Genomic DNA, 24,878 nt, shown 5'->3' on the forward strand with positions numbered 1-24,878 from the left:
AATGTTTGAAAATTTTAAAGTATTCGAAACAGAATATGCCGGCAGAAAAATTAGTTTTGAAACCGGAAAAATGTGTGCACTCTCCAACGGTTCTTGTCTCGTTCGCTATGGCGAAACAACCGTATTGTGCAACGTAACAGCAAGCAAACGCCCACGCGACGGTATAGACTTTTTCCCTCTTTCGGTAGATTATGAGGAAAAATTGTATTCTGTGGGTAAAATCCCCGGCTCGTTTTTGAAAAGAGAGGGCAGACCGTCCGACAAAGCCATCTTGGCTTCCCGTTGTGTCGACCGTCCCATTCGCCCTTTGTTCCCCAAAGATATGAGAAACGACTGTTCGGTTGTTATGACCGTGATGTCCGTTGATTCCGATTGTTCGCCCGAACTTGCCGGTATGTTGGGGACATCCTTTGCAATCGCAATTTCTGATATTCCGTGGAACGGCCCGATTTCGGGTGTCAACATGGGGATTGTAGACGGCAAAATTGTTATCAATCCCGATGCAGAGCAGCGCAAAGTATCTCAGATGGTAACAACTGTAGTATCTACCGATCAAAAAATCGTTATGATTGAATCCGGAGCAAACGAAATTGACGATGATACGATGCTCGAAGCAATCTTGATGGGCCATGAAGAGAATAAAAAAATGGTTGAGTTTATCAAAGGCGTTGCCGCTGAAATTGGTAAACCCAAGTTTGAGTTTGAGTCTCAAGAAGTTGATCACGACATGTTCGAGGCAATCAAAGAGTTTGCGATCGACCGCGTGAAAGCTGCGCTGGATACCGATGATAAGAACGAGAGAGATACCAACCTTGCTCCCATTGTCGATGACATCCATGCGAAATTTGACGAGCAGTACCCCGAAAAAACAGCGATGATTGATGAGTGTATCTATAAGCTGCAAAAATTCATCGTAAGAAGATGGCTGCTTGATGAGGGCAAACGTGTTGATGGAAGAGGTATTGATGAAATCAGACCTTTGAACGCACAGGTTGGTTTGATACCGCGTGTACATGGTTCGGGTATGTTTACTCGTGGCCAAACACAGGTGCTTACCATTGCAACGCTCGGTCAGCTGCGCGATGCTCAGATACTTGACGGTATCGACGGTGAAGAAAATAAACGTTATATGCATCAGTATAACTTCCCTTCTTACTCGGTAGGTGAAACCAAACCTAGCAGAGGCCCCGGCAGACGTGAAATTGGTCACGGTGCACTTGCAGAAAGAGCACTCGAGCCTGTTTTGCCCTCTGTTGATGAGTTCCCCTATGCAATGCGTTTGGTTTCTGAGGTTCTTTCTTCCAATGGTTCTACCTCGCAGGGTTCCATCTGCGGTTCTACTTTGGCACTTATGGATGCGGGTGTTCCCATCAAGGCACCTGTTGCCGGTATCTCCTGCGGGCTTATCACCGAGGGTGACCGTTGGATGACGATGGTAGATATTCAGGGCCTTGAGGACTTTTTCGGTGATATGGACTTTAAAGTTGGCGGTACACATAAAGGTATCACTGCCATCCAGATGGACCTTAAAATTGACGGCTTAACTCCGGAAATCGTCAAAGAGGCATTTGCAAAAACCCATGCAGCAAGAGACTATATCCTTAATGATATTATGCTGCCGGTCATATCAGCACCTCGTGAAGAGCTTTCTGAATATGCACCTAAGATGATTTCCATTCAAATCCCTGTTGATAAGATTAGAGAAGTCATCGGCTCAGGCGGTAAAGTCATTCAAAAAATTTGTGCAGACTGCAATGTTAAAATTGATATTGATGATGACGGAAAAGTGTTTGTATCTTCCATCAATATGGCAGATTGCCGCCGTGCAATTCAAGTAATTGAAACCATTGCAATCGACCCTGAAGTGGGCGCAATTTACAAGGGTAAAGTTACAAGAATTATGAACTTTGGCGCATTTGTTGAAATTGCCCCGGGTAAAGAGGGCCTTTGCCATATCTCTAAGCTGGAAAACAACCGTGTTGAAAAGGTAGAAGACGTTGTTTCGGTTGGCGATGAGATTGTGGTTATGGTAACCGAAATCGACCAACAGGGCAGAATCAACCTTTCCAGAAAAGATGCTATTGCAAAGCTGGAAGAAAAGAAAAAGGCTCAGCAGAACTAATAGAATAAACACACAATGCATTCTTTGTTTTACACAGAGAATGCATTTTTTTATTTTTCGTACATAAAAAGCCTATTGAATTGAAAAAATGCTGTGTTATAATAAGGGCTACCAAACAAGTAGGCAGGCAAACGAAACTAGAAAAACAAAGGGTTGGTGATAAAATGGAGGATACTTTTTCTACTTTGAAATCGATGTTGGCAGAAAACAACAGTATGATTCGTATGGATACTGAGGCAAGCCTGAAAGTGCTGAAACTGGAGCTTGATTCCAACCTCAAAGCACTGCGGCAGGATATGAATAACAATAATCGTGAACTGGTGCGCGAACTGCGTGAAATGACCAAAGAAGAATTAGAGGCAAATAACAATAGAATATCGCTGCTTTTGTGCGACAATAACCAGCGTATGTTTGATTATATCCAAATGAACAATCAAAAACTGTTCGAGTACATCGAACGCAATAATCGTGCCATTTCTTTGTTACTTACCGATGCACTAAAGAACAACAGCGACCGTTTATCGTATGAGATGCGCGAACTGCGGGACGAAGCAGAACGCAACAGTCATCAGATCAATTTGCTCAAACGTAAGGTTTAATAAAAAAGGCTGTAGCTGTTTACTTATAATCCAATCAACAAACTGAATAACAAAAGCAGAGGGCACGCTCCTCTGCTTTTTTAGCGTCAACCAAGAGAAGATATTTGCTACGTTGCCACTTGACGTGAGCAGAAAAAAGCTGTATACTTTAATCACTAACCAATTTAAAGCATTAACGCTTTGCGTTATTAAAGCGCTAGCACCCTTGGGAGGAAGAATAATAATATGAAAAAGCTTTTGACAGTTTTATTGGCAGCTTCTATGGTACTAAGTATGGCAGCCTGCGGCAGCACAGGCAATTCTTCGGTTGCTTCTTCTGCAGGTTCCCAATCTACAGCAGGAGAAAGTGCCCCCGCAGATAAAGTTTATAAAATAGGCATTGTTCAGTTGATAGAGCATGATGCACTGGATGCCGCATATCAAGGTTTTGTAGACGCAATGAAAGAAGCCGGGTATGAAGATGGCAAAAACCTCAAGATCGATTATCAAAACGCACAGGGCGAGCAGGCAAACTGCGTTACGATTGCAGATAAATTGGTCAATGACAAAAACGATTTGATTTTGGCAATTGCAACCCCCGCAGCACAGGCTGTTGCAAACAAAACAAAAGATATCCCTATTTTGGTTACTGCGGTTACCGACCCGGCAGATGCAAAACTGGTTGCCTCCAATCAGGCACCGGGCGGCAATGTGTCAGGTACTTCCGACTTAAACCCGATTAAAGAGCAAATGGGGCTGCTAAAAGAGCTGGTACCCAATGCAAAAAAAGTGGGTATCCTCTATAGTTCCAGCGAGGCGAACTCTCTGTTTCAGGCAAATCTTGCAAAACAAGAGTTGAAAGCACTCGGACTTGAAGGTGTAGATTTTACTGTATCCAACTCAAACGAAATCCAGCAGGTGGCGCAGTCTATGGTTGGTAAGGTAGATGCAATTTACACTCCAACCGATAACATCATTGCATCCGGCATGGCAACCGTTACCATGGTAGCAAACCCTGCAAAGCTACCTGTCATCGGTGCAGAGGGCGCTTTGGTAGAAAAAGGTGCGCTTGCAACCTATGGTTTGAGCTACTATAACCTTGGTAAACAAACCGCAGCCATGGCGGTAAAAATTTTGGCAGAGGGCGCAAAACCTGCCGATATGCCGATTGAATATCTTAAAGAAACAGAGCTTCTCATCAATAAATCAACAGCCGAAGCAATTGGTATTGCAATCCCGCAGGCACTTGCAGATAAAGCCAAAATGGTAGAAACGGCTGGCGTAAAATAAAATTTTATAGTTTTATTTATCTATTACACCGCATTTATCTACAGTGACAGAAGTTTTATGGCATCTGTCGCTGTAGATTATTGCATTTTACAGCGAATTCTTACTTACATTTGTACAAGCAAACCACTTCGCTAATGTATATTTTAGGAGGAACAGGGTTTTATGACAATAATACAAAGCTTGCTGCTGATGGTTTTTGGTGCGATATCACAGGGTGTGCTGTGGGGCATTATGACGTTGGGAGTATACATAACTTATAAGGTGTTGGATTATGCCGATTTAACCGTTGACGGGAGCTTTGCAACGGGCGGTGCGGTAAGCGCTGTTTTGGTTGTGAATGGCGTGAATCCGTTCTTATCGATGCTGTTCGCGTTGATAGCAGGATGCATTGCAGGTTGTGCAACGGGAATTCTTCATACAAAACTAAAGATTCCTGCAATCCTATCCGGTATTTTGTCGCAGCTTGCATTGTATTCCATCAACATTCGCATTATGGGCAAGCCCAATACGCCTTTGCTTGGTGTAAACACGGTTGTATCTGAGATTAAAAAATGGTTCCCCTCATTTTCGGATAACACAATAGCACTTTTGCTGGGGGTAATTGTAACTACAGTGGTTATTGCAGTAATGTACTGGCTGTTTGGTACCGAGATAGGCTGCTGTATACGTGCAACGGGCAACAACGAATATATGGTGCGTGCACTTGGCGGCAATACCGATGCAATGAAAATTATAGGGCTTATGCTCTCCAACGGGATTGTTGCGCTGTCGGGGGCAATGGTATCTCAAACCCAAGGCTATGCGGATGTGAGTATGGGCATTGGTGCCATTGTGATGGGGCTTGCATCGGTCATCATCGGTGAAGTGATGATGGGCAAACGCTTTAACTTTGCATACAAGCTTGCATCGGTAGTGATTGGTTCGATTGTATACCGTATCATTATTGCGGTTGTACTGCATTTTGGTATGAACACTACCGACCTTAAGCTGCTTACCGCTGTTATCGTTGCTATAGCACTGTCTGTACCGGTATTCAAAAGCAAATTTCAAATCGGTAAATTCTCGCCAAAACAGGCAGTAAAATAAGAAAGGAGCGGGTAAAATGCTAACGCTTACCAATGTATCAAAAACGTTTAATGCAAACACCATCAATGAAAAAACAGCACTGAACAGCGTAGACCTGCACCTTAAACCGGGTGATTTTGTAACGGTTATCGGCGGAAATGGGGCAGGTAAATCTACTTTGCTTAACCTCACAGCGGGGGTGTACCCTTGCGATAAAGGCTTGATTATGTTGGACAACATTAACATTACCAAACTGCCGGAGTATAAGCGCGCAGCTTTGCTGGGGCGTGTATTTCAAGACCCAATGATGGGAACTGCCGCGGATATGGGCATTGAAGAAAACCTTGCTATGGCATTTCGGCGCGGTAAAAAACGTGGTTTGCGCTGGGGTATTTCTAAAGCAGAACGCGAAATTTACATGGAGAGGCTGAAAATGCTCGACCTCGGGTTGGAAAGCCGCCTGAGCTCTAAAGTGGGGCTGCTTTCGGGCGGGCAGCGGCAGGCGCTTACCCTGTTGATGGCTACACTGCAAAAGCCCAAACTGCTGCTGTTGGATGAGCACACCGCGGCACTTGACCCCAAAACCGCACGCAAAGTACTCGAGCTTACCGAACAGATTGTTGCGAAAGACAACCTTACAACGTTGATGGTTACCCATAACATGAAGGATGCCATCCGCCTTGGTAACCGGTTAATCATGATGCATGAAGGCAGAATCATTTTTGATATTGAAGGGGAAGAAAAGAAAAACCTTCATGTAAAAGATTTGCTTGAGAAGTTTGAAACGGTAAGCGGTGACGAGTTTGCCAACGACAGAATGATGCTTGCTTAAGAAACATTTTTGATATGCTACGTAAAGCAAAAAAGAGTGACGCATACTTAGTGTGCATCACTCTTTTTTATTATATTTGTTCTGTAATGTATCCGCCGCCCACAACGCAATCGCCGTGGTACCACACCACGCTTTGCCCCGGTGCGGGCGCACGCTGCGGGGTATCGAACAATACCCGCGCATTGCCATTCGGCAATAGGGTAACGGTGGCAGGTGCCTCTTTTGCAACCGAACGTATCTTTACACCAAGGTGCATGGTATCGGCAAGAATAGGGTGAGGGTGAACAACACAGCTGTGCAGCAGCACTCCGTTTGCATATTCCTCCCCCGAATCTGCAAGGTAAATGCGGTTGGTTTCGGCATCAATGCTTTTAATAAACACGGGGCGCCCCAAAGCAATGCCAAGCCCTTTGCGCTGCCCCACCGTATAATGTAAAATCCCTTTGTGTTTGCCGCAGGGTATGCCGTCGGGTGCAATAAAATCGCCCGCGGGTAACTTGCCCAACAAGTTTTCGATGTATGCGGGGTAGTCATTGTCGGGGATAAAGCAGATTTCCTGGCTGTCCGGTTTCGAGGCGCAGGGTAGCTTCGCTTCCGACGCAATGGCGCGAACCTCATCCTTGGTGAGATGCTGCAAGGGCAAAAGCAGGCGAGACAGCACATTCTGCCCCAAACGATAGAGCATGTAGCTTTGGTCGCGAGGGAGAAAATCTGATTTTTTGAGCAGATAACGTTCGCTGCCTTCGGCTGTAATACACTGTACCGAAGCATAGTGCCCTGTGGCAATGTAGTCAAAGCCCAGTTCATCAGCCACTTTGAGTATAAAGTGGAATTTAGTAGAGGGGTTACACATCACACAGGGGTTGGGTGTTCTGCCCATACGGTATTCTTCACAAAAGGGCAGTATTACATTTTGCAAAAAAGCTTTGTGCTCTGTTACCACATGTAGTTTTATATTCAAGAGGTGGGCAGTTTGCTGTGCTGCTTCAACCGTTGGTGCGGCGGCAGGAAAAAGATCGAGCACCACAGCCTCAACGGTATAACCTGCTTTTTGCAGCAAATAAACACAAGCGGAGGAGTCAACTCCTCCGCTTAATGCAACAAGTACTCTTTTGCCGTTAGTGTTCACAGGCATGGCAGTCACCAATTTCGCCTACGATCGGAGTGGGGTCAACACCCAATCTGGTATAATAATCGGAGATTGCCGCGCGCACTGCCTGCTCGGCAAGTACCGAGCAATGGATTTTTACCGGAGGCAGCCCCTCAAGAGCTTCAACCACCGCTTTGTTGGTAAGCTTGAGTGCATCCTCGATGGTTTTGCCTTTAATCATTTCGGTTGCCATAGAGCTGGTAGCAATTGCAGCGCCGCAGCCGAACGTTTTAAATTTTACGTCGGTAATGACGCCCTTGTCCACTTTAATGTACATTTTCATAATATCACCGCATTTTGCGTTGCCCACTTCGCCAACTCCGTTGGCATCTGTAAGCTCGCCTACGTTACGCGGATTGCTGAAATGATCCATTACCCTGTCGCTATATAACATTGCCATATGTTTTGTTCCTTTCTTACTATCTTGCCACTGTACCGTTTAGTATCATAATATAGCAAGCTGTGTTAATCTATTTACAAATTATTGGTAAATTTCATTTTTTAGCTGTACGCTATGATTTTTTCCCATAATGGGGACATTGCTCTGATTTTATCCACAACTTGCGGAATTACCGAGAGCATGTAGTCGACATCCTCATCGGTGGTTTCATCGCTTAGCGAAAGCCTCAACGAGCCGTGTGCAATTTCTGCGGGCAACCCGATGGAGAGCAGAACATGGCTAGGGTCAAGCGAACCGGAGGTGCATGCCGAACCGGAAGAAGCACAAATCCCATTGGCATCCAAGGTGAGCAGCAACGCTTCGCCCTCAACACCTTCAAACGAAATGTTCACGTTGCCGGCAAGACGTTTTTCACGGTCACCGTTAAGGCGCGAATGCGATATTGTAAGCAGGCCGTCAATCAGGCGGTTGCGCATCACACGCAGCCTTGCAGTGCGCTCGGGCAAGGTGGCAATTGCATTGGTAATGGCTACGCCCAGCCCAACAATACCCGCAACATTTTCTGTACCTGCACGTTTGCCGCTTTCCTGTCCGCCGCCGTCAATCAAGTTGGGCAAAACAATCCCTCTGCGGCAATACATTGCACCCACACCCTTAGCCCCGTGGATTTTATGCGCCGAAAGCGAGAGCATATCAATATTCTGCTCTTTTACGTTTATGGGTACATTGCCAACGGCTTGTACCGCGTCGGTATGGAACAATACCTTCTTTTCTTTGCAGACAGCACCAATTTCAGCAATAGGCTGAATCGTACCAATTTCATTGTTCGCATACATAATTGACACAAGTGCGGTATCTTCACGGATTGCATTTTTTATATCTTCTACGCTTACCAAACCCTGATCGCTAACGGGAACATAGGTGATTTCAAAGCCTTCTTTGCGTAAAGTTTCGCAGGTGTGCAGTACGGCATGGTGTTCAAACACCGAGGTAATAATGTGCTTTTTGCCCTTCGCCGCAAGCGAATGCGCCACACCTTTAATCACCCAGTTGTCTGCCTCTGAGCCGCCGGAGGTAAAGAAAATCTCTCTTGGCTCTGCACCAAGAGCGGTAGCCACCTGCTCGCGAGCCTTGTTCAATGCACGAGCCGATTCATCGCCTTTACGGTAGATGCTGGATGCATTGCCGTAGCCCTCTTTCAGCCATGGTACCATCGCATCAAAAACAGCATCCGAAATTTTAGTGGTTGCCGCATTATCTGCGTAAACAAATCTTTTTTCTGCCATAATTGTCCTCCACCAGATCGAAATCTGAATATTCTATATAAATGTTATTTTATCCTACAAGCCAATAATATACCTTTTCGGTAGGAAAATCAATACCTATTTGTAAACTATTTAAAACGTTCGCATTCTGCTACAGCCAAACGGTCGCAACGCTCGTTTTCGGGGTGCCCCGCATGCCCTTTCACCCACTTTATGGTTACCTGATGCCGAGCCAATTCGTTGAGAAGCTGGTCCCATAAATCAGCGTTCAGTGCAGGGTCTTTTTTATTGCGCATCCAGCCGTTTGCTTTCCATTTTTGCGCCCAACCTTTGGTGATACCGTTGGCAAAATACTGCGAATCGGTATACATGGTTACTTTGCAGGGCTGGTTCAATGCTTGCAATGCAACAATTGGGCCCATCAATTCCATACGATTGTTGGTTGTATTTGCATCGCCGCCCGAAATTTCTTTTTCTGCATTTCCGCAGCGCAAAATTACGCCGTAACCGCCCGGGCCGGGGTTGCCTGAACATGCACCATCGGTGAAAATTTCAACTTGTTTTAATTCCTGCGGCATAGCTGCCTCCTGATGAATAGTTTTTGTAGATTCAACGCGCTTATCCTGTCAAATTCGGCGTTCTGCTGGTAACGCAGGCAAAGTATTTTTAAGGGAATGCCAACTTAAAAATTCGCTACAATATATTATAGTATGTTCATTTTGCAAATGCAACTTTTCTATGCAATTGTACCCGATTTTTAAGATAAAAAATCATATTTTGCTGAACATATCCAAAGATAATCTTATTTCGCTTTAAGATACTGCGGTTAACATTGATAAATCCGAGCAATACTAATGGTAACGATTGGACACAAAACTGAGAACCGGAGGAACAAACAATGTTACAAGCAGTAATTATGGCAGGCGGTATCGGCAGCCGGCTACGTCCGCTCACCTGCGACCTGCCAAAGCCAATGGCACGTCTTTGCGGGCGCCCCAATATTGAATATATTCTTGAATTGCTGAAAGAGCACAATGTTACCAATGCAGCTGTAACGGTACAGTATTTGCCACAGCGGATATCGGAGCGTTTTGATAACGTATACTGCGGTATCAACCTTACATTTGTTGAAGAGACAGAGCCGCTCGGTACGGCGGGCAGTGTAAAAAATGCATCAAAATATTTTGCCCAGCCAGACAACGAAGAAACAAAAAAGCAGAAATTCCTAAAATTTTCGGATAAAAGCGAATCCGAATCTGCATGCTGTATTGTTATAAGCGGCGATGCCATGTGCGATTTTGACCTTACCGCAGCATACAAGCGTCATTGCAAAAGCGGTGCTGCCGCTACCATCATCGTAAAAGCGGTGGAAGACCCGCGCGAATATGGGTTGGTAGATGTAGATGAAAGCGGCAATGTACGTGCGTTTGTTGAAAAGCCCTGTTTTTCGCAGGCTGTAAGCAACCTCGCAAACACAGGCATTTACATTTTGAGCCAACAGGCATTGACACTGATACCAAGCCATCAGCAATACGATTTTGCAAAAGATCTCTTTCCAAAACTGCTCAGTAATGGGCTTAGAATTGCAACCTATGAAGATAAAGGGTATTGGTGCGATATCGGGGATATTGAAAGTTACCGCCGCTGCCAGCAGGATATGCTGATGGGAAAAGTGCGGTGCCGTATTGTAGGTGTTCAGGATGCAAACGGCAATATTTTTAAAGATTCGCGACCGCGGGGTACTTACACCATTGAACCGCCTGTATATATCGGTTCCGGTGTAGAAATTGGTGAGGGCGCTGTTATCAACGGGATGTCGGTAATTGACGATGGTTCCATTGTAGGCGCGGGTGCTCGGGTTTCGGGCAGTGTTCTTTTACCGGATAGCTATACAGGCAAAGGCAGTACTCTTTCAGGCGCTGTAATCTGCGCAGGGGCATCTGCACAACAGCAGGCAATGCTGTTTGAAAATGCGGTGCTGGGTGCCGGTGCTGTTGCGGGTGCAAACAGTGTCATCCGCCAAGGTGTGCGCGTGTGGGCAAACAAGCATGTCGAAGCGGGCGTTACGCTGCGCGATAATCTGCAATACGGTGCAGGTAAAAACCTTTGCTTTGAAGATAATGGGCTATGCGGAGAAACAGGCGTAGAGCTTACACCGGAGCTTGCCGTTCGTCTTGGGCTTGCACTGGGCTCTTCTATCAAAGAGGGCAGAGTGGGTGTGGGATGCACTACAGACCGTGCAGCACGTGTTTTAACCCAGGCTTTGATTTCGGGTGTACTTTCAGCCGGCTGCGATGCGCTTGATTTTGGTGCGGGCTTTGAGGCGATGTTTCGGTTTAACTTGGCGTTTTGCGGGTTGAAGTTGGGTGTATTTATATCAGGAGGCGAAACAGCAAGCCTCCGTTTGTTTACGGCAGGGGGGCTGCCGGCTACCCGTGCGCAGGAGCGGGCAATCGAAGGAGCACTGCAGCGCGGTGAATACAAACGTTGCAACAGCTCTGGTTTTGGTGAGGTGAGTAACCTTACCGGAATGCGTGTATTGTACGAAAACGAACTGATTAAATACGCACCGCGCGGGCTTTTTGAACTAGGAGTTGCGGTAAAGTGCGCCAATAAGGATATCGAAACAATGCTGCGGCAGACGTTATACCGCCTTGGCGCACACCACGATGATGCATTCACACTTCAAATATCTCCTGACGGGGATACGGTAAGCATCACCCATGCAGGCAGCGGCTATTTGTCTCACAATAAAGCGTTGGCGATCTGCTGTGTCACTGAATTTGAACAAGGGTGCGATGTTGCACTGCCCTTTGATGCCCCCCGTATTATGGATGAACTCGCAATACGTCACGGAGCAGAGGTAAAGCGGTATCTAAGCTGCCCCGCCGACAACAGCGACAGCAATGCACGAGAACTTGCATGTGTGCAGCTTTGGAGCCGTGATGCGTTAATGCTCAGTATCAAGCTGCTCGATTACCTTATAAATGAGGGAATGACCCCGATACAGCTGTTTACCATGCTGCCTGAATTTGATACGGCATCCGTGATGATTAAAACCGGTAAAAACCCTGCCGGAATTTTGCGAGAGCTTGCCAAAAACGGCAACAGAGTTGAAGAACAAGGCATTGGAGAAGGTGTGGTGCTGCGCGATGACCGCGGTGTGATTTTAGTCCGTCCGCTCAAACGCGGAGGAGGGGTTAAACTGGTTGCCGAAGCATTCAACAGCGAGACAGCAATGGAACTTTGTGAGAGTTATGAAAAATTAATAAAACCGTTCATTAGCTACTGATTAAAGGGAATTGGGTCTAATTTCCAGTAATTTCAAACCTGCGTTATCGGTAATTCTACTTGACAGATTTTAGCAAACAGTATAAAATTTAACCTAAGGTAGTGTTCGGAATCACAATATCATACAAAGCGATACGCAGTGGACGGGCAGTAATCGGCAGGATTGCTGCACCCCTGCGGCTTCGTCGCTTACTTAGGCAGATTGACGCCATAGCCGCGCCTGTTAAGCAGTTGCTACAGGAGGAGCGGGATCGGTTTCCGCGGGAGAATACTATGCGGAACAATTTTCTTTTGAAGATATGCCCTGATAATTGGGGCTCGGATATTGGAACCCAAAGCGATTTTGAACGGACAAAACCGAATATAACTTTCTATGTTTCCCTGCTTAATCGAAAATTATAAGCAGGCTTATTTCGTTGTGCATAGAGGGTTTCAATAATAATGGAGGTACAAATTGTGGCAAATGACCAAATAGGAGATCTCAAAGATTTCACAGAAAAAATCGCACCTAAAAAGGCGACCCCTGAAGCACCTGTTGCTCGAATCGGCGTACAGAACGACTTGACCGAACATATTGCTCCGAAGCCAAAAAGCAACCAGAGGGGGTATCGCAGACCTCGAACAACTGCGAAGAAACCGCAAACAGTTGAGGCGGTAACGCATCCGGCGGTTGATGCAGTGGCTCCTGCACCTGCTGCTGCGGCAAAACCGGCGGCGCAAAAGCCCAAAAGGCAACACAGCGCACCCAAAAAAACACAACCGCAGCCAAATGCAACACAGGCACAGGGGGCTGTGCAGCAACCTGCAAAGGCGGCTGACACAAAGAATAAGCGCGGAAAACGTACCGCAACACCCCAGAAAAAAACACCTGTACGAATTATTCCGTTGGGCGGTTTGCATGAAATCGGCAAAAACATGACCGTAATTGAGTGCGGCAACGATATGTTTATTGTCGACTGCGGCTTGGCATTCCCTGATGAAGAGATGCTTGGTGTCGACCTTGTTATTCCCGATTTCAGCTATGTAGAAAAAAATAAAGAAAAACTGCGCGGCATTGTGCTGACGCACGGCCATGAGGACCATATCGGCGGCTTGCCGTTTTTACTCAAGAGTGTGAATGCCCCTGTTTATTCTTCTCGCCTCACACTCGGCCTTGTTGAAGGCAAACTGAAAGAGCATGGGTTGTTGGGTAAAGTCCAGTTGAATGTGGTACAGCCGCGTGATACCATTAAACTTGGCTGCATGGCGGTGGAGTTTATCCATGTAAACCACTCGATACCGGATGCTCTCGCCGTTGCAATTCATACTCCTGCAGGTATCATTGTTATGACCGGAGACTTTAAAATCGATTCAACTCCTATCGAAGGGGACATCATCGACCTTGCACGTTTTGGAGAACTGGGTAACCGCGGCGTTCTTGCCTTGCTAATGGATTCGACCAATGCTGCAAAACCCGGCATGACTATGAGTGAACGCAAAGTGGGCGAAAGCTTCAGCAACTTGTTCCAGCGAGCACAAGATAAGCGCATTATTATCGCAAGTTTTGCATCGAACATTCATCGCATCCAGCAGATTGTGGATTATGCGGTAAAATATAAACGTAAGGTTGCGGTATCGGGGCGCAGCATGATCAATGTTGTTGCAAAAGCAACCGAGCTGGGCTATCTCAAAATCCCAGAAGGAATTTTAGTTGAAATAGAAGGGATTAACCGTTACCGTCCCGATCAGCTTGTAATTATCACCACAGGCAGCCAGGGCGAGCCGATGTCTGCTTTGACGCGCATGGCAATGAGCGATCACCGCAAAGTAACCGTTAACCCCAATGATTTTATCATTATTTCGGCAAGCCCCATCCCCGGCAACGAAAAACTGGTGAACCGCGTGATAAACGAGCTGCTCAAACTCGGCGCAGAGGTTATCTACGAGAAGATGTACGAGGTTCACGTTTCGGGGCATGCCTGCCAAGAAGAACTTAAAATGATTCTCGGGCTGGTAAAACCAAAGTTCTTTATCCCGGCGCATGGTGAGTACCTGCATCTGAAAAAGAACGCAGACCTTGCCGTTGCAATGGGGGTTGACCGTAAAAATATCCTTATAACCGAAATTGGTAAGGTAATTGAGCTCGATGGTGTTGATATGAAAGTCATCGGTACCGTGCCTGCTGGCAGAGTGATGGTAGACGGCCTCGGCGTGGGTGACGTAGGCAGCATTGTGCTGCGAGACAGAAAACACCTTGCAGAAGATGGGCTGATTATTGTAGTTACCGCGATTGACGGGCAGACAGGCGAAATTGTAGCAGGGCCGGATGTTGTTTCACGCGGTTTTGTGTATGTGCGCGAGGCTGAGGACATGATGGCACAGACGCGTAAAATTGCAAAAAAAGCGGTTGAAACATGTATGGCGAACAACACCCATGAATGGGGCAATATTAAGAATAAAATTAAAGATGATGTGGGCGATTACCTATGGCAGGTTACCAAGCGCACACCCATGATTTTACCGGTAATACAAGAGATTTAAAACAAAGGCTGCTTCCGCATAGGGGGCGGCCTTTTGTTACGAAATAGTAAAATACCGTGAAAGTGTGCAATATCGGTTGAGAAAAATTGCCGATGATGCTATAATATTTGGATAAAGCTATTGGCGTCAGACAGAATTGTCAGGAGGAGCTTCATGAAAAGCAAAGTATGGTTGTTTAAGCCAATTTTTTATGTGCTGATTATCCTGAGTGTAGTGCTAACACTGCTCACGGGCTTGTTTCGCAGTGCCGATAATACAATACTGTTTTATATAGAGGCATCGCTAACAACGGTTGTCATTCTATTTGTTATTATCAAATTGCGGCACATTCAAAAGGATATAAAATTATTTTTGCAGAACATGGGGCAGACACTTACCTCTGCACAGCAAAAAACCCTTACCGCGTTCCCCATTCCAGTACTTGTAGCCACTAAAAAAGGTGAAATTGTCTGGTACAATACGCTGTTTCAAAAAAGCACGATGGGGCAGGACGATATGTACGGCTGCAACATCGATGAGATTATACCCAACATTGATATGGACAACTTAGCGGGCAGTGAGGGTTACGAAATTGAGTTCCGTGACCACATGTTTACTGTTTATGCAGTAGAGTCACTTGAAAGAGAAACACCGCTGGTTGTGTTTTATTTTAATGATGACACCAGGCTGAAAAAGATAGCGCAAGAGTTTGAAGATACCCGACCGTCTGTGGGCGTTATCATGATTGATAATTGCGAAGAGTTGCTGCAGGCAGCAAAAGAAAGCGAGCGCGCACAACTGATCGGCAGAATAGAGTATCTTCTAATACAGTATGTTGCTGCAAGCAATGGGCTGTTAAAAAAGTTAGAGCGTGATAAATACTTGATGGTGGTTGAGGAAAAATATCTGCGGACTATGATAGATAACCGCTTTGATGTACTGGATAAAGTACGCGAAATTGTTGTAGGCGACAATCTCATGCCGGCAACCCTTTCCATCGGCATTGGGCGGGGTGCACCGAATCTGCGCGAAAGCGAGCAAATGGCACGCCAGGCGTTGGAAATGGCGCTTGGCAGAGGGGGAGACCAAGCCGCTGTGCGCAATGTAAACGGTTATGAGTTTTTTGGCGGTGTCTCAAAAGGCATTGAAAAGCGTACCAAGGTAAAAACGAGAATTGTTGCCTCTGCTTTGATGGAACTGATCGAAGGCAGCGACAATGTGATGATTATGGGGCACCAGTTTGCCGACCTTGACTGCCTCGGCGCAGCAGTAGGTTTACTCAAAGGTGTCCGAATGATGGGCAAACCGGTTTCGATTGTCCTGAACAAAGAGCGTAATTTGGCGCAGCCGCTTTATGAGCGTTTGGTTAATAACGGCTACGAAGATGCGTTTCTTGACCCCGCCATGGCGGTAGGACTTATCACTAAAAAAACCTTGCTCATTGTGGTAGATACCCATATACAACATATTTTGGAGTCGGAAGAAGTGTATACGGCATGCAAAAACGTGGTGGTTATCGACCATCACCGCAAGATGGTGGGGCACATTGACCGCTCGGTTATTTTTTATCACGAGCCATATGCGTCTTCCGCATCTGAAATGGTAACCGAGTTGCTGCAATATTTCGGCGAAAACCGCAGTATCGGCAGGTTGGAGGCCGAGGCGCTTCTTGCAGGTATTATGTTGGATACACGCAACTTTGTATTGCGCACCGGTGTAAGAACGTTTGAAGCAGCGGCTTATTTAAGAAAACTGGGTGCGGATACCGTTGAAGTGCGCAAGCTTTTTGCCAACTCGATGGAGAGTTACCAGCATAAAACGCAGCTTGTTGCAGCCGCAGAAATTTACAAAGGATGTGCGGTAGCAACCACGTCCAGCTCCAATGAGGACATTAAGCTGGTGGCGCCGCAGGCAGCAGATGAACTGCTGAACATCAACGGGGTGGATGCATCGTTTGTGATGTATGAATATGAGGGTGGCACATCGTTTTCGGCGCGCTCAATGGGTGCGATGAATGTTCAATTGATTATGGAGAAAATGGGCGGCGGCGGGCACCAGACAATGGCTGGTGCACAGTTGGCAGGTGTCTCCATAGAAGATGCACGTCAGCGCTTGTTTAAAGCAATTGATGAATACCATACTGAAAATGCTGCAAAACAGCAAAAAGCACTAACCAACTAGTTAATAATCTTTGCCGCAATTGCGGCGGAATGGAGTATAGATATGAAAGTTATTTTACAGGCAGATCTTAAGGGAACCGGTAAAAAAGGTGAACTTGTCAATGTATCCGACGGATACGCAAGGAATTATCTGTTGCCGAGAAAGCTTGCAATAGAGGCAAATGCACAAGCGATGAACGAGCTGAAAAACCGCGATGAGGCACTGAAACACCGTGCTGAGGTAGAGTTACAGAATGCAAAAGAACTCGCACAAAAAATTGATGGCAAAACCATTAAACTCACCGCAAAAGCAGGTGCAGGCGGCAAGCTGTTTGGCTCGGTTACATCCAAAGAGATTGCCGAGGGTGCATCAAAGCAGATTGGCGTTGAAATGGATAAGAAAAAAATCAGCATCGATGCCGATATTAAGAGCTTTGGCACTTTCAATGCAGTGGTAAAGCTGCATACACAGGTGCAGGCTAAGTTTTTTGTAACAGTAACCGAAGAATAATATTATTCCGCATTGAAAAAGCCCTGCTTAAATACGTTGTTTGAATTTACGATAAAGGAGCATCCCAATGGCGGATTTTGATAACATCTTTGATACCCAGATGCCGTTCAATCTTGAGGCGGAGCAATCTGTTCTGGGTGCCGTTTTGGTAGATTCCTCCTGCATCGCGCGTGTTTTGGAGTACATCAAGCCCGAATGTTTTTATAAACAGCAGCATGTCGAAATATTCGGGATTTTGATGCGGATGTTTACATCGGGCCAGCCAATCGACATCATTACGGTACTGGAGCAGGTGAAAAGCGAAGAGGTTTTTCCGTCTGAGCAAGATGCGAAAATCTATCTTACGCAATTGGTTCAAATTGTACCCAGTACTGCAAATGTAGAAAGCTATGCCCAAATCGTACAAGAAAAATACTATGTGCGCTGCCTGATGACGGCGGCGCGCGATATCATTGAGAATTCTCGCGATGTTTCGTACGATGCCAAAACCCTGTTGGATACCGCTGAACAACGGATTTTTGAAATCCGCAAGGGGCGTGAGACGAGAGGGTTACAACGCATTAACGAAATTATTATCGATACGTATGACCATTTGCAAAAGCTGTCGGGCACCGACAAAAGCCAACATCTGGGTACGCCCTCCGGTTTTACGCAGCTGGATAACTTGATAACGGGCTTAAATAAATCAGATTTGATTTTGCTGGCGGCTCGTCCTGCAATGGGTAAAACCTCATTTGCGCTCAACATTGCCACCAATGTTGCCAAAAAAAGCAAAACGGTTGCGGTGTTCTCGCTTGAGATGAGCAAAGAGCAGTTGGTGCAACGTATTTTATCATCCGAGGCAAAAGTACAGTCTCATTTGCTGCGCACCGGCAATCTTGCAACCGATGACTGGACAAGGCTTGCAGAGGCGGCGGAGATTTTATCCAAGGTGCCTTTGTACATTGATGATTCCTCCGGAATTACCGTTGCCGAAATGAAGGCACGCCTGCGCCGTATGAAAGACTTGGGTTTGGTGGTTATCGACTACCTTCAGCTGATGTCCTCCGGCCGCCGTATTGATAATCGTGTGCAGGAAGTATCTGAAATTACAAGAGGGCTGAAGATTCTTGCAAAAGATTTGAATGTGCCGGTGATTACGTTGTCGCAGCTCTCACGTGGCCCCGAAATGCGCGGGTTGGATGCTCGCCGTCCGGTGCTGTCTGACCTTCGTGAATCGGGCTCGATTGAGCAGGATGCTGACTTGGTGCTGTTTTTGTATCGTGATGAATACTATAACAAAGATACAGAAGATAAAAATATTGCTGAATGTATCATTGCAAAAAACCGTCATGGCGAAACCGACAGCGTAAAACTCGCGTGGGACGGCCAATACACTTTGTTCAGTAACTTGGAGTTGTACCGAGATGAGGGATAAGGCGCTATCAGCTATCATAAAATATAAAATGATTGCTGCAGATGATGTAATCATCGTGGGAGTTTCGGGCGGTGCAGATTCGATTGCGCTGTTGCATTTTTTGCATACCTGCGCAGGTGAACTTGGGTATACTGTGCGTGCAGCACACATTAATCATGGCATTCGCGGCGCAGAAAGCGACCGCGATATGTGTTTTGTAGAGGATTTTTGCAAAAAGCGAGACATTCCATTAGATACCCTTGTTTTGCAGGATATTTTTGAAAAAGCAAAAAAGGCAGGGCAGGGGCTGGAGGAATATGCCCGCAACGCAAGGTATAGTTATTTTACGCAAGTTGCAAAAAAATATAAAGCTAAGGTTGCAACGGCGCACACTTTGAGTGACAGCTTAGAAACTACGCTGTTCCACCTTGCACGCGGAACAGGCTTGCGCGGTTTGCGCGGAATTCCGCCTGTACGCGGCAATATTATTCGCCCGCTGATTACTTGTACACGGGTAGAAATTGAACTTTACTGTAAAGCGAATGACCTTGCTTATGTTAACGACAGCACCAATGCAAGCGATGATTATTCGCGCAACCGTATTCGGCACCATGTTATCCCACAGTTGCAACAAGTGCACAGCGGGTTGGAGAATGCATATCGGCGTATGGCTGAACACCTGGCAGACGATGAAGATTATCTTGCACAGGCAGCACAATGTGCATTGGATGAGCTTAGGCGTTTGCATGGTTATGATGCGGAAAGGCTTTTGGCTTTACACCCTGCGGTACGATACCGTGCAATTGCGGCAATTGTAGCCGAGCATCATCTGCCCTGCAGCGATGCTAAAGCAACACTTATTTTAGAAAATTTAGCATCCCAGCATTATGCAGTGGAACTGACAACAGGGCATTATGTTAAAATAAACAGAGGAGTTCTTACGGTTGAAAAAAGTGTGCAGCCAATCCCATACTTTGAAATACCCGTTAGTTTGGGAACATATCCCGTAAATAATACCATTTTGGTTACCTTTGAGAAAACAAACTATGAACATTATAAACAAATAGAAAAATATAACCCAAAAGCCTTAAAAAATGCGCTGGATTATGATAGAATATACGGGAATTTAGTATTACGGCAAAAACTGGATGGAGACAAGATAAAGCTTTATCCCACCGGTATGACGAAAAAACTAAAGAAACTATTTAATGAAGCAAGTCTCTCTGTTGAAAAACGGCAGAACACACCGGTGCTTGCCGATGAGCAAGGTGTGGTGTGGGTATATGGCTTTGGGTGTGATGAAAGAACAGCGGTTACAGCAAAAACTAAAAATATTTTAACCATTAGCATAGCGGAGGAGAAAGAGACATGAAAGACGATATATTAAAGGTGCTTATTACAGAGGAAGAAATTGCAACTAAGGTAAAGCAGCTTGGTAAAACAATTAGCAAAGACTATGAAGACAAAAACCTGCTGCTGGTAAGTGTGCTTAAAGGCTCTGTATTGTTTATGGCAGATTTGATGAGAGCAATTGATATTCATGCAAGAGTTGATTTTATGTCTGTTTCAAGCTATGGATCTGGTGTAAAAACATCGGGTGTGGTTAAAATAGTGAAGGATCTTGATATTAACCTGGCAGGTTATGACGTGTTGATAGTTGAAGATATATTAGACAGCGGTCTTACTTTGCAATACCTCAAAGAGGTTTTGCTGCAAAGAAAGCCCAATAGCTTAAAAATCGCAACTTTACTTGATAAACCCGAGCGCAGAATGGTTGATTTAAAAGCAGATTATGCTTGCTTTACCGTACCCGATGAATTTGTAGTCGGTTACGGACTGGATTTTGCAGAAAAATATAGGAATCTGCCCTATGTGGGCGTATTAAAGCCCGAGATTTACACAAAGTAACTCGATTTTAGGCGGGCAATTTTATTTGGCAGCAAGGAGTGAACCGTTTGGCAATTAATAAGAAAAAATCAAAGGGTATCGGCATCTACCTGATCATTCTTTTGGTCGTGGTACTGGGTGCGGCTTCTGTGTTTACAATGGGAGGAAAACCTCAAAAACCAACTACTTATCAGACCATTCTCGGCTATTTTCAGAACGGTCAGGTAAGAAGCTATACCATTAATTTTGGTACGGGCGATTTGGTTTTGAACCTGAAACCCACCGAACAAGAAAAAGCACAGTACGAAGCCCAGCTCAAGTAGCTACCCCAAAGAAACGAACAAAGCAATAATTGGCTTGGTGGATTGTTTGGTGATCCCACTCAAACGCCCAGTGGGCAAGCAGGTGGTGACCAGAACCAAACTAAAACGGATGGAGCGAAGAAAGAGGCTCCGGGCAAACAAATTTTGTATAAGGTCCCGAGTGTCCCTTATTTTGTAGAAGACACCCAACAACTGGTGGCAGACTACAATGCAGCGCATTCCGACGATAAAATCGAATGGGATTATATTCGTGCAAAAGACAATTCTATGTTGTCTCAATGGCTGCCCACACTGCTTTTGTTGGCGGTTATGGTAGTATTTTGGTTTATGATGATGCGCCAGGCAGGCGGCGGCGCCGGCAAAGCAATGAGCTTTGCAAAAATGAAGGTAAAAAGCGACGATGGGCGTAAAACCAGCTTTAAAGATGTTGCAGGCGCAGAAGAAGAAAAAGAAGAATTGTGTGAGGTGGTTGAGTTTCTCAAAGACCCGCGCAGATTTAACGAGCTTGGTGCCCGAATCCCCAAAGGTGTATTGCTCGTGGGCCCTCCCGGAACGGGTAAAACTTTGCTTGCACGTGCTGTTGCAGGCGAGGCGGGCGTTCCGTTCTTCTCCATATCTGGCTCAGACTTTGTAGAGATGTTTGTCGGTGTAGGTGCGTCGCGTGTGCGTGATCTGTTCGATCAGGCAAAGAAAAACGCTCCCAGTATTATCTTTATAGATGAGATTGATGCGGTAGGTCGTCAGCGCGGTGCAGGCCTCGGCGGCGGACATGACGAACGTGAGCAGACATTGAACCAGCTGCTGGTTGAAATGGATGGTTTCGGTGCAAACGTGGGCGTCATTATTATTGCAGCAACCAACCGTGCCGATATTCTTGACCATGCCTTGCTTCGCCCCGGTCGTTTTGACCGTCAGATTTATGTTGGCTACCCTGATGTAAAAGGCCGTGAAGAAATTCTCAAGGTTCACACACGCAATAAACCGATTGGCCCCGATGTCAACCTTGAAACCATAGCAAAAACAACGGTTGGCTTTACCGGTGCGGATTTAGAAAACCTTGCGAACGAAGCAGCACTTTTGGCTGCAAGACGCAATAAAAAAGCAATTACCATGCAGGAGATTGAAGAGGCTACCATTAAGGTAGTGGCAGGGCCTGAGAAAAAGTCACACAAAATAAGCGAGAAGGATAAAACCCTCACCGCATATCACGAAGCAGGCCATGCAATCGTTACCTACTGCTGCCCAACGCAAGACCCTGTACATCAGATTTCGATTATCCCGCGCGGCAGGGCAGGCGGATATACCATGTCTTTGCCTCTGGAGGATAAAAACTATATCAGCAAGAAAAAGATGCAGGAGGATATCATCACACTGCTTGGCGGCCGTGTAGCCGAAAAATTGGTGCTAGATGACATCTCAACCGGTGCATCCAACGATATTGAACGTGCAACCAAAACTGCACGCAGCATGGTTACACGGTACGGCTTTAGCGAAAAGCTAGGCCCCATTGTGTATGGCACCGACGAAAGCGAAGTATTCTTGGGGCGCGATTTTGGTCAGTCCAGAAACTACTCCGAGAACGTCGCGGCAGAAATCGATTCAGAAATCCGCGAGATTATTGACAATGCCTATGAACGTGCTAAGGATATACTCACCAAGCATATGGATGAATTGCATAAGGTTTCGAAATATCTGTATCGTTATGAAAAAATTGATGGTGTAGTATTTAAACGCCTTATGGAGGACCCGAACTTCCCCGATGAAGAGCACGAGCGACAAATGGAAGAACGGGAACGCGACAACAAAAAGCGTGACGAAGAGGCAAAAAAAGCAACTGCTGAAGCAATTGCCAAATCGCCTGAAATTCCCGAACAAACAGAGAATGTTGTCGAAGAAGATAACGAAGAATAAATCACTTAAAAGGAGCGCGTTCGCGCTCCTTTTGCAGTGTACGGCTAAAATTAATTAGCAATGCCTTAATGCAAAAAAGATAAAAAAGCAGGTACACAGGGCTGCACCTGCTTGACAAATATCACCAGATAAGAGAAAATAAAAGACATGGGTAAATAAAAGGTGCAGACAAACGCAGTTCTGCAACGATTAAAAATATATGGGAGGCGCGAAATGCCAAAGAAAAATACGGAATATGGAAACGACAGTATCTCCCAGCTCAAGGGTGCGGATAGAGTACGCAAACGCCCTGCAGTAATATTTGGGTCGGATGGTATTGTGGGCTGTCAGCACTCGATATTCGAAATACTTTCCAACTCCATCGACGAAGCACGCGAGGGGCATGGAGATAATATTATAATTACTCGATACAAAGATCATTCCATCGAAATTGAGGATTTCGGACGCGGCATCCCGGTAGATTACAACGAGCGAGAGAAACGCTACAACTGGGACCTTGTATTTTGCGAGCTGTATGCGGGCGGTAAATACAATACCAATAATGGCGAAAGCTACGAGTATTCGCTGGGGCTTAACGGTTTGGGCTTGTGTGCTACGCAATATTCATCAGAATATATGGATGTTGAAATTTACCGCGACAGTATGAAGTACAATGTTCGGTTTGAAAAGGGCGAAATTGCAGGTGAATTGCAAAAAGAACCCACCAACCGCAAAAAAACAGGGACAAAAATTCATTGGAAGCCCGACCTTGATGTTTTTACCGACATCAATGTTCCGCTTGAATATTATACCGATGTACTGAAACGCCAAGCTGTCGTAAATGATGGTATATTATTTATACTGCGTAATGAAACAGACAAAGGCTTTGAAGAACAACAGTTTAAATATCAGAACGGTATTGTGGACTATGTAAATGAACTTGCAGGAGAAGATGCGCTGACCCCTGTGCAGTGCTGGCAAGGCGAACGCCGCGGCCGTGACCGAGAGGACAAGCCTGAATATAAGGTGAAATTGCAAGTGGCTATGTGTTTTTCTAACCGCTTTAAAATTGCCGAGTATTACCACAACTCCAGCTTTTTGGAGTATGGCGGGTCCCCTGAAAAAGCAGTAAAAAGCGCTTATGTATCCATGATCGATGCGTATTTAAAGCAGAACAATAAGTACCTAAAAAACGAAAGCAAAGTTACCTTTCAGGATATTGAAGACTGTTTGATATTGGTCTCCTCATCGTTTTCTACGCAAACCAGTTACGAAAATCAGACGAAAAAGGCGATTACCAATAAATTTATCGCCGAGACAATGACCGAGTTTTTAAAACATAATCTCGAAATTTATTTTGTTGAAAACCCCGAAGATGCGGCTAAAATTGCCGAGCAGGTGCTCATCAACAAACGCAGCCGAGAAAATGCAGAAAAAACCCGGCTGAACCTAAAAAAGAAATTGGCCGGCTCCATCGACATTGCCAACCGAGTACAAAAGTTTGTCGATTGCCGCAGCAAAGATACTTCCGTTCGCGAAATTTATATCGTAGAGGGTGATTCGGCTCTGGGTGCGTGTAAACTTTCGCGCGACAGTGAGTATCAGGCAATTATCCCCGTACGCGGTAAAATACTCAACTGCCTAAAAGCAGAATACGACAAAATCTTCAAAAACGATATTATTATTGATATTATCAAAGTATTGGGTTGTGGTGTAGAAGTAAAATCTAAGTTAAATAAAGAGCTTTCTTCATTTGATTTGGACGGGCTGCGTTGGAACAAAGTGATTATTTGTACCGATGCCGATGTGGATGGCTTTCAGATTCGCACGCTTATACTCACCATGCTTTATCGCCTTGTGCCTACCTTGATTGAAGAAGGCTATGTTTATATTGCCGAATCGCCGCTGTACGAGATTACGAGCAAAGACAAAACCTGGTTTGCTTACAGTGAAACTGAAAAACTGGAATGTATTAAGGAAATAGGCAGTGCAAAATATAAAATACAGCGCAGTAAAGGGCTGGGCGAGAACGACCCCGATATGATGTGGATGACCACTATGAACCCTGAAACACGCCGCTTAATTGCGGTGAAACCTGCCGATGTAGAAGCAACTGCCAACATGTTTGATGTGATGCTTGGCGACAATCTTGCTGCACGTAAAGAGTTTATTGCAGATTTCGGGCATCTTTATCTTGATGCTGTAGATGTATCCTAACAG

Annotated in this window: 19 protein-coding genes; 15 read left to right on the forward strand and 4 right to left on the reverse strand. The window is 45.6% G+C overall.

Going from position 1 to position 24,878, the window contains the following annotated elements:
* The first annotated feature begins 1 nt into the window (after position 1).
* The 5 genes from EDD70_RS02830 to EDD70_RS02850 all read left to right on the forward strand — a co-directional run bounded on the left by EDD70_RS02830 (position 2) and on the right by EDD70_RS02850 (position 5,887).
* A complete protein-coding gene (locus EDD70_RS02830; RefSeq protein WP_092753210.1) occupies positions 2-2,122 on the forward strand; it encodes a polyribonucleotide nucleotidyltransferase in 2,121 nt (706 codons plus the stop codon).
* 164 nt (positions 2,123-2,286) lie between these two features.
* Entirely contained in the window at positions 2,287-2,721 is a 435-nt protein-coding gene (locus EDD70_RS02835) for a hypothetical protein (RefSeq protein WP_092753208.1), read from the forward strand.
* 225 nt (positions 2,722-2,946) lie between these two features.
* Positions 2,947-3,990, forward strand: coding sequence for an ABC transporter substrate-binding protein (locus EDD70_RS02840; protein WP_092753205.1), 1,044 nt, complete (start codon positions 2,947-2,949; stop codon positions 3,988-3,990).
* Positions 3,991-4,152: 162 nt separating this feature from the next.
* Positions 4,153-5,076 (forward strand): ABC transporter permease, encoded by a 924-nt coding sequence (locus EDD70_RS02845; RefSeq protein ID WP_205408592.1) that lies wholly within the window; start codon positions 4,153-4,155, stop codon positions 5,074-5,076.
* Between the two features lie 16 nt (positions 5,077-5,092).
* Positions 5,093-5,887 (forward strand): ABC transporter ATP-binding protein, encoded by a 795-nt coding sequence (locus EDD70_RS02850; RefSeq protein WP_092753203.1) that lies wholly within the window; start codon positions 5,093-5,095, stop codon positions 5,885-5,887.
* A gap of 70 nt (positions 5,888-5,957) precedes the next feature.
* Here the strand turns inward: EDD70_RS02850 and mnmA are convergent, their stop codons facing one another.
* From mnmA to rnhA, 4 genes are all read right to left on the reverse strand, one after another.
* The gene (gene mnmA / locus EDD70_RS02855) at positions 5,958-7,022 is read right to left on the reverse strand and encodes a tRNA 2-thiouridine(34) synthase MnmA (protein WP_092753201.1); all 1,065 of its coding nucleotides are present in this window, start codon (positions 7,020-7,022) and stop codon (positions 5,958-5,960) included.
* Positions 7,006-7,431 (reverse strand): Fe-S cluster assembly scaffold protein NifU, encoded by a 426-nt coding sequence (nifU, locus tag EDD70_RS02860; RefSeq protein ID WP_092754603.1) that lies wholly within the window; start codon positions 7,429-7,431, stop codon positions 7,006-7,008. The genes mnmA and nifU overlap by 17 nt, the downstream gene beginning before the upstream one ends.
* A gap of 107 nt (positions 7,432-7,538) precedes the next feature.
* Positions 7,539-8,723: a cysteine desulfurase NifS gene (gene nifS, locus EDD70_RS02865; RefSeq protein WP_092753199.1), complete on the reverse strand. Its 1,185-nt coding sequence runs from the start codon at positions 8,721-8,723 to the stop codon at positions 7,539-7,541.
* A gap of 107 nt (positions 8,724-8,830) precedes the next feature.
* Positions 8,831-9,280 carry a ribonuclease HI gene (gene rnhA, locus EDD70_RS02870; RefSeq protein WP_092753197.1) on the reverse strand — a complete coding sequence of 150 codons (450 nt, stop codon included), beginning with the start codon at positions 9,278-9,280 and terminating at the stop codon, positions 8,831-8,833.
* Between the two features lie 320 nt (positions 9,281-9,600).
* Between rnhA and EDD70_RS02875 the strand changes: the two genes are divergently transcribed.
* From EDD70_RS02875 to EDD70_RS02920, 10 genes are all read left to right on the forward strand, one after another.
* Complete coding sequence (locus tag EDD70_RS02875; RefSeq protein ID WP_092753195.1) at positions 9,601-11,994, forward strand: sugar phosphate nucleotidyltransferase; 2,394 nt, start codon at positions 9,601-9,603, stop codon at positions 11,992-11,994.
* 677 nt (positions 11,995-12,671) lie between these two features.
* Positions 12,672-14,513 (forward strand): ribonuclease J, encoded by a 1,842-nt coding sequence (locus EDD70_RS02880; protein WP_423230123.1) that lies wholly within the window; start codon positions 12,672-12,674, stop codon positions 14,511-14,513.
* Between the two features lie 153 nt (positions 14,514-14,666).
* Complete coding sequence (locus EDD70_RS02885) at positions 14,667-16,673, forward strand: DHH family phosphoesterase (protein ID WP_092753191.1); 2,007 nt, start codon at positions 14,667-14,669, stop codon at positions 16,671-16,673.
* A 42-nt stretch (positions 16,674-16,715) separates the two neighbouring features.
* Positions 16,716-17,162, forward strand: a complete 447-nt coding sequence (rplI, locus tag EDD70_RS02890; protein WP_092753189.1) for a 50S ribosomal protein L9 — start codon at positions 16,716-16,718, stop codon at positions 17,160-17,162.
* 67 nt (positions 17,163-17,229) lie between these two features.
* The gene (gene dnaB / locus EDD70_RS02895) at positions 17,230-18,579 is read left to right on the forward strand and encodes a replicative DNA helicase (RefSeq protein WP_092753187.1); all 1,350 of its coding nucleotides are present in this window, start codon (positions 17,230-17,232) and stop codon (positions 18,577-18,579) included.
* Positions 18,569-19,930 carry a tRNA lysidine(34) synthetase TilS gene (gene tilS / locus EDD70_RS02900; RefSeq protein ID WP_092753185.1) on the forward strand — a complete coding sequence of 454 codons (1,362 nt, stop codon included), beginning with the start codon at positions 18,569-18,571 and terminating at the stop codon, positions 19,928-19,930. The genes dnaB and tilS overlap by 11 nt, the downstream gene beginning before the upstream one ends.
* Positions 19,927-20,466 carry a hypoxanthine phosphoribosyltransferase gene (gene hpt / locus EDD70_RS02905; protein ID WP_092753183.1) on the forward strand — a complete coding sequence of 180 codons (540 nt, stop codon included), beginning with the start codon at positions 19,927-19,929 and terminating at the stop codon, positions 20,464-20,466. Before tilS ends, hpt begins: the two co-directional genes overlap by 4 nt.
* 47 nt (positions 20,467-20,513) lie before the next feature.
* Positions 20,514-20,768, forward strand: coding sequence for an ATP-dependent metallopeptidase FtsH/Yme1/Tma family protein (locus tag EDD70_RS02910; RefSeq protein ID WP_123811004.1), 255 nt, complete (start codon positions 20,514-20,516; stop codon positions 20,766-20,768).
* 42 nt (positions 20,769-20,810) lie between these two features.
* Positions 20,811-22,679 (forward strand): ATP-dependent zinc metalloprotease FtsH, encoded by a 1,869-nt coding sequence (gene ftsH / locus EDD70_RS02915; protein WP_207667223.1) that lies wholly within the window; start codon positions 20,811-20,813, stop codon positions 22,677-22,679.
* A 213-nt stretch (positions 22,680-22,892) separates the two neighbouring features.
* Entirely contained in the window at positions 22,893-24,875 is a 1,983-nt protein-coding gene (locus tag EDD70_RS02920) for a DNA gyrase/topoisomerase IV subunit B (RefSeq protein WP_092753181.1), read from the forward strand.
* The last annotated feature ends 3 nt before the right edge of the window (positions 24,876-24,878 follow it).

It is taken from the genome of Hydrogenoanaerobacterium saccharovorans (assembly GCF_003814745.1).
In the GTDB taxonomy this organism is placed as follows: domain Bacteria; phylum Bacillota; class Clostridia; order Oscillospirales; family Ruminococcaceae; genus Hydrogenoanaerobacterium; species Hydrogenoanaerobacterium saccharovorans.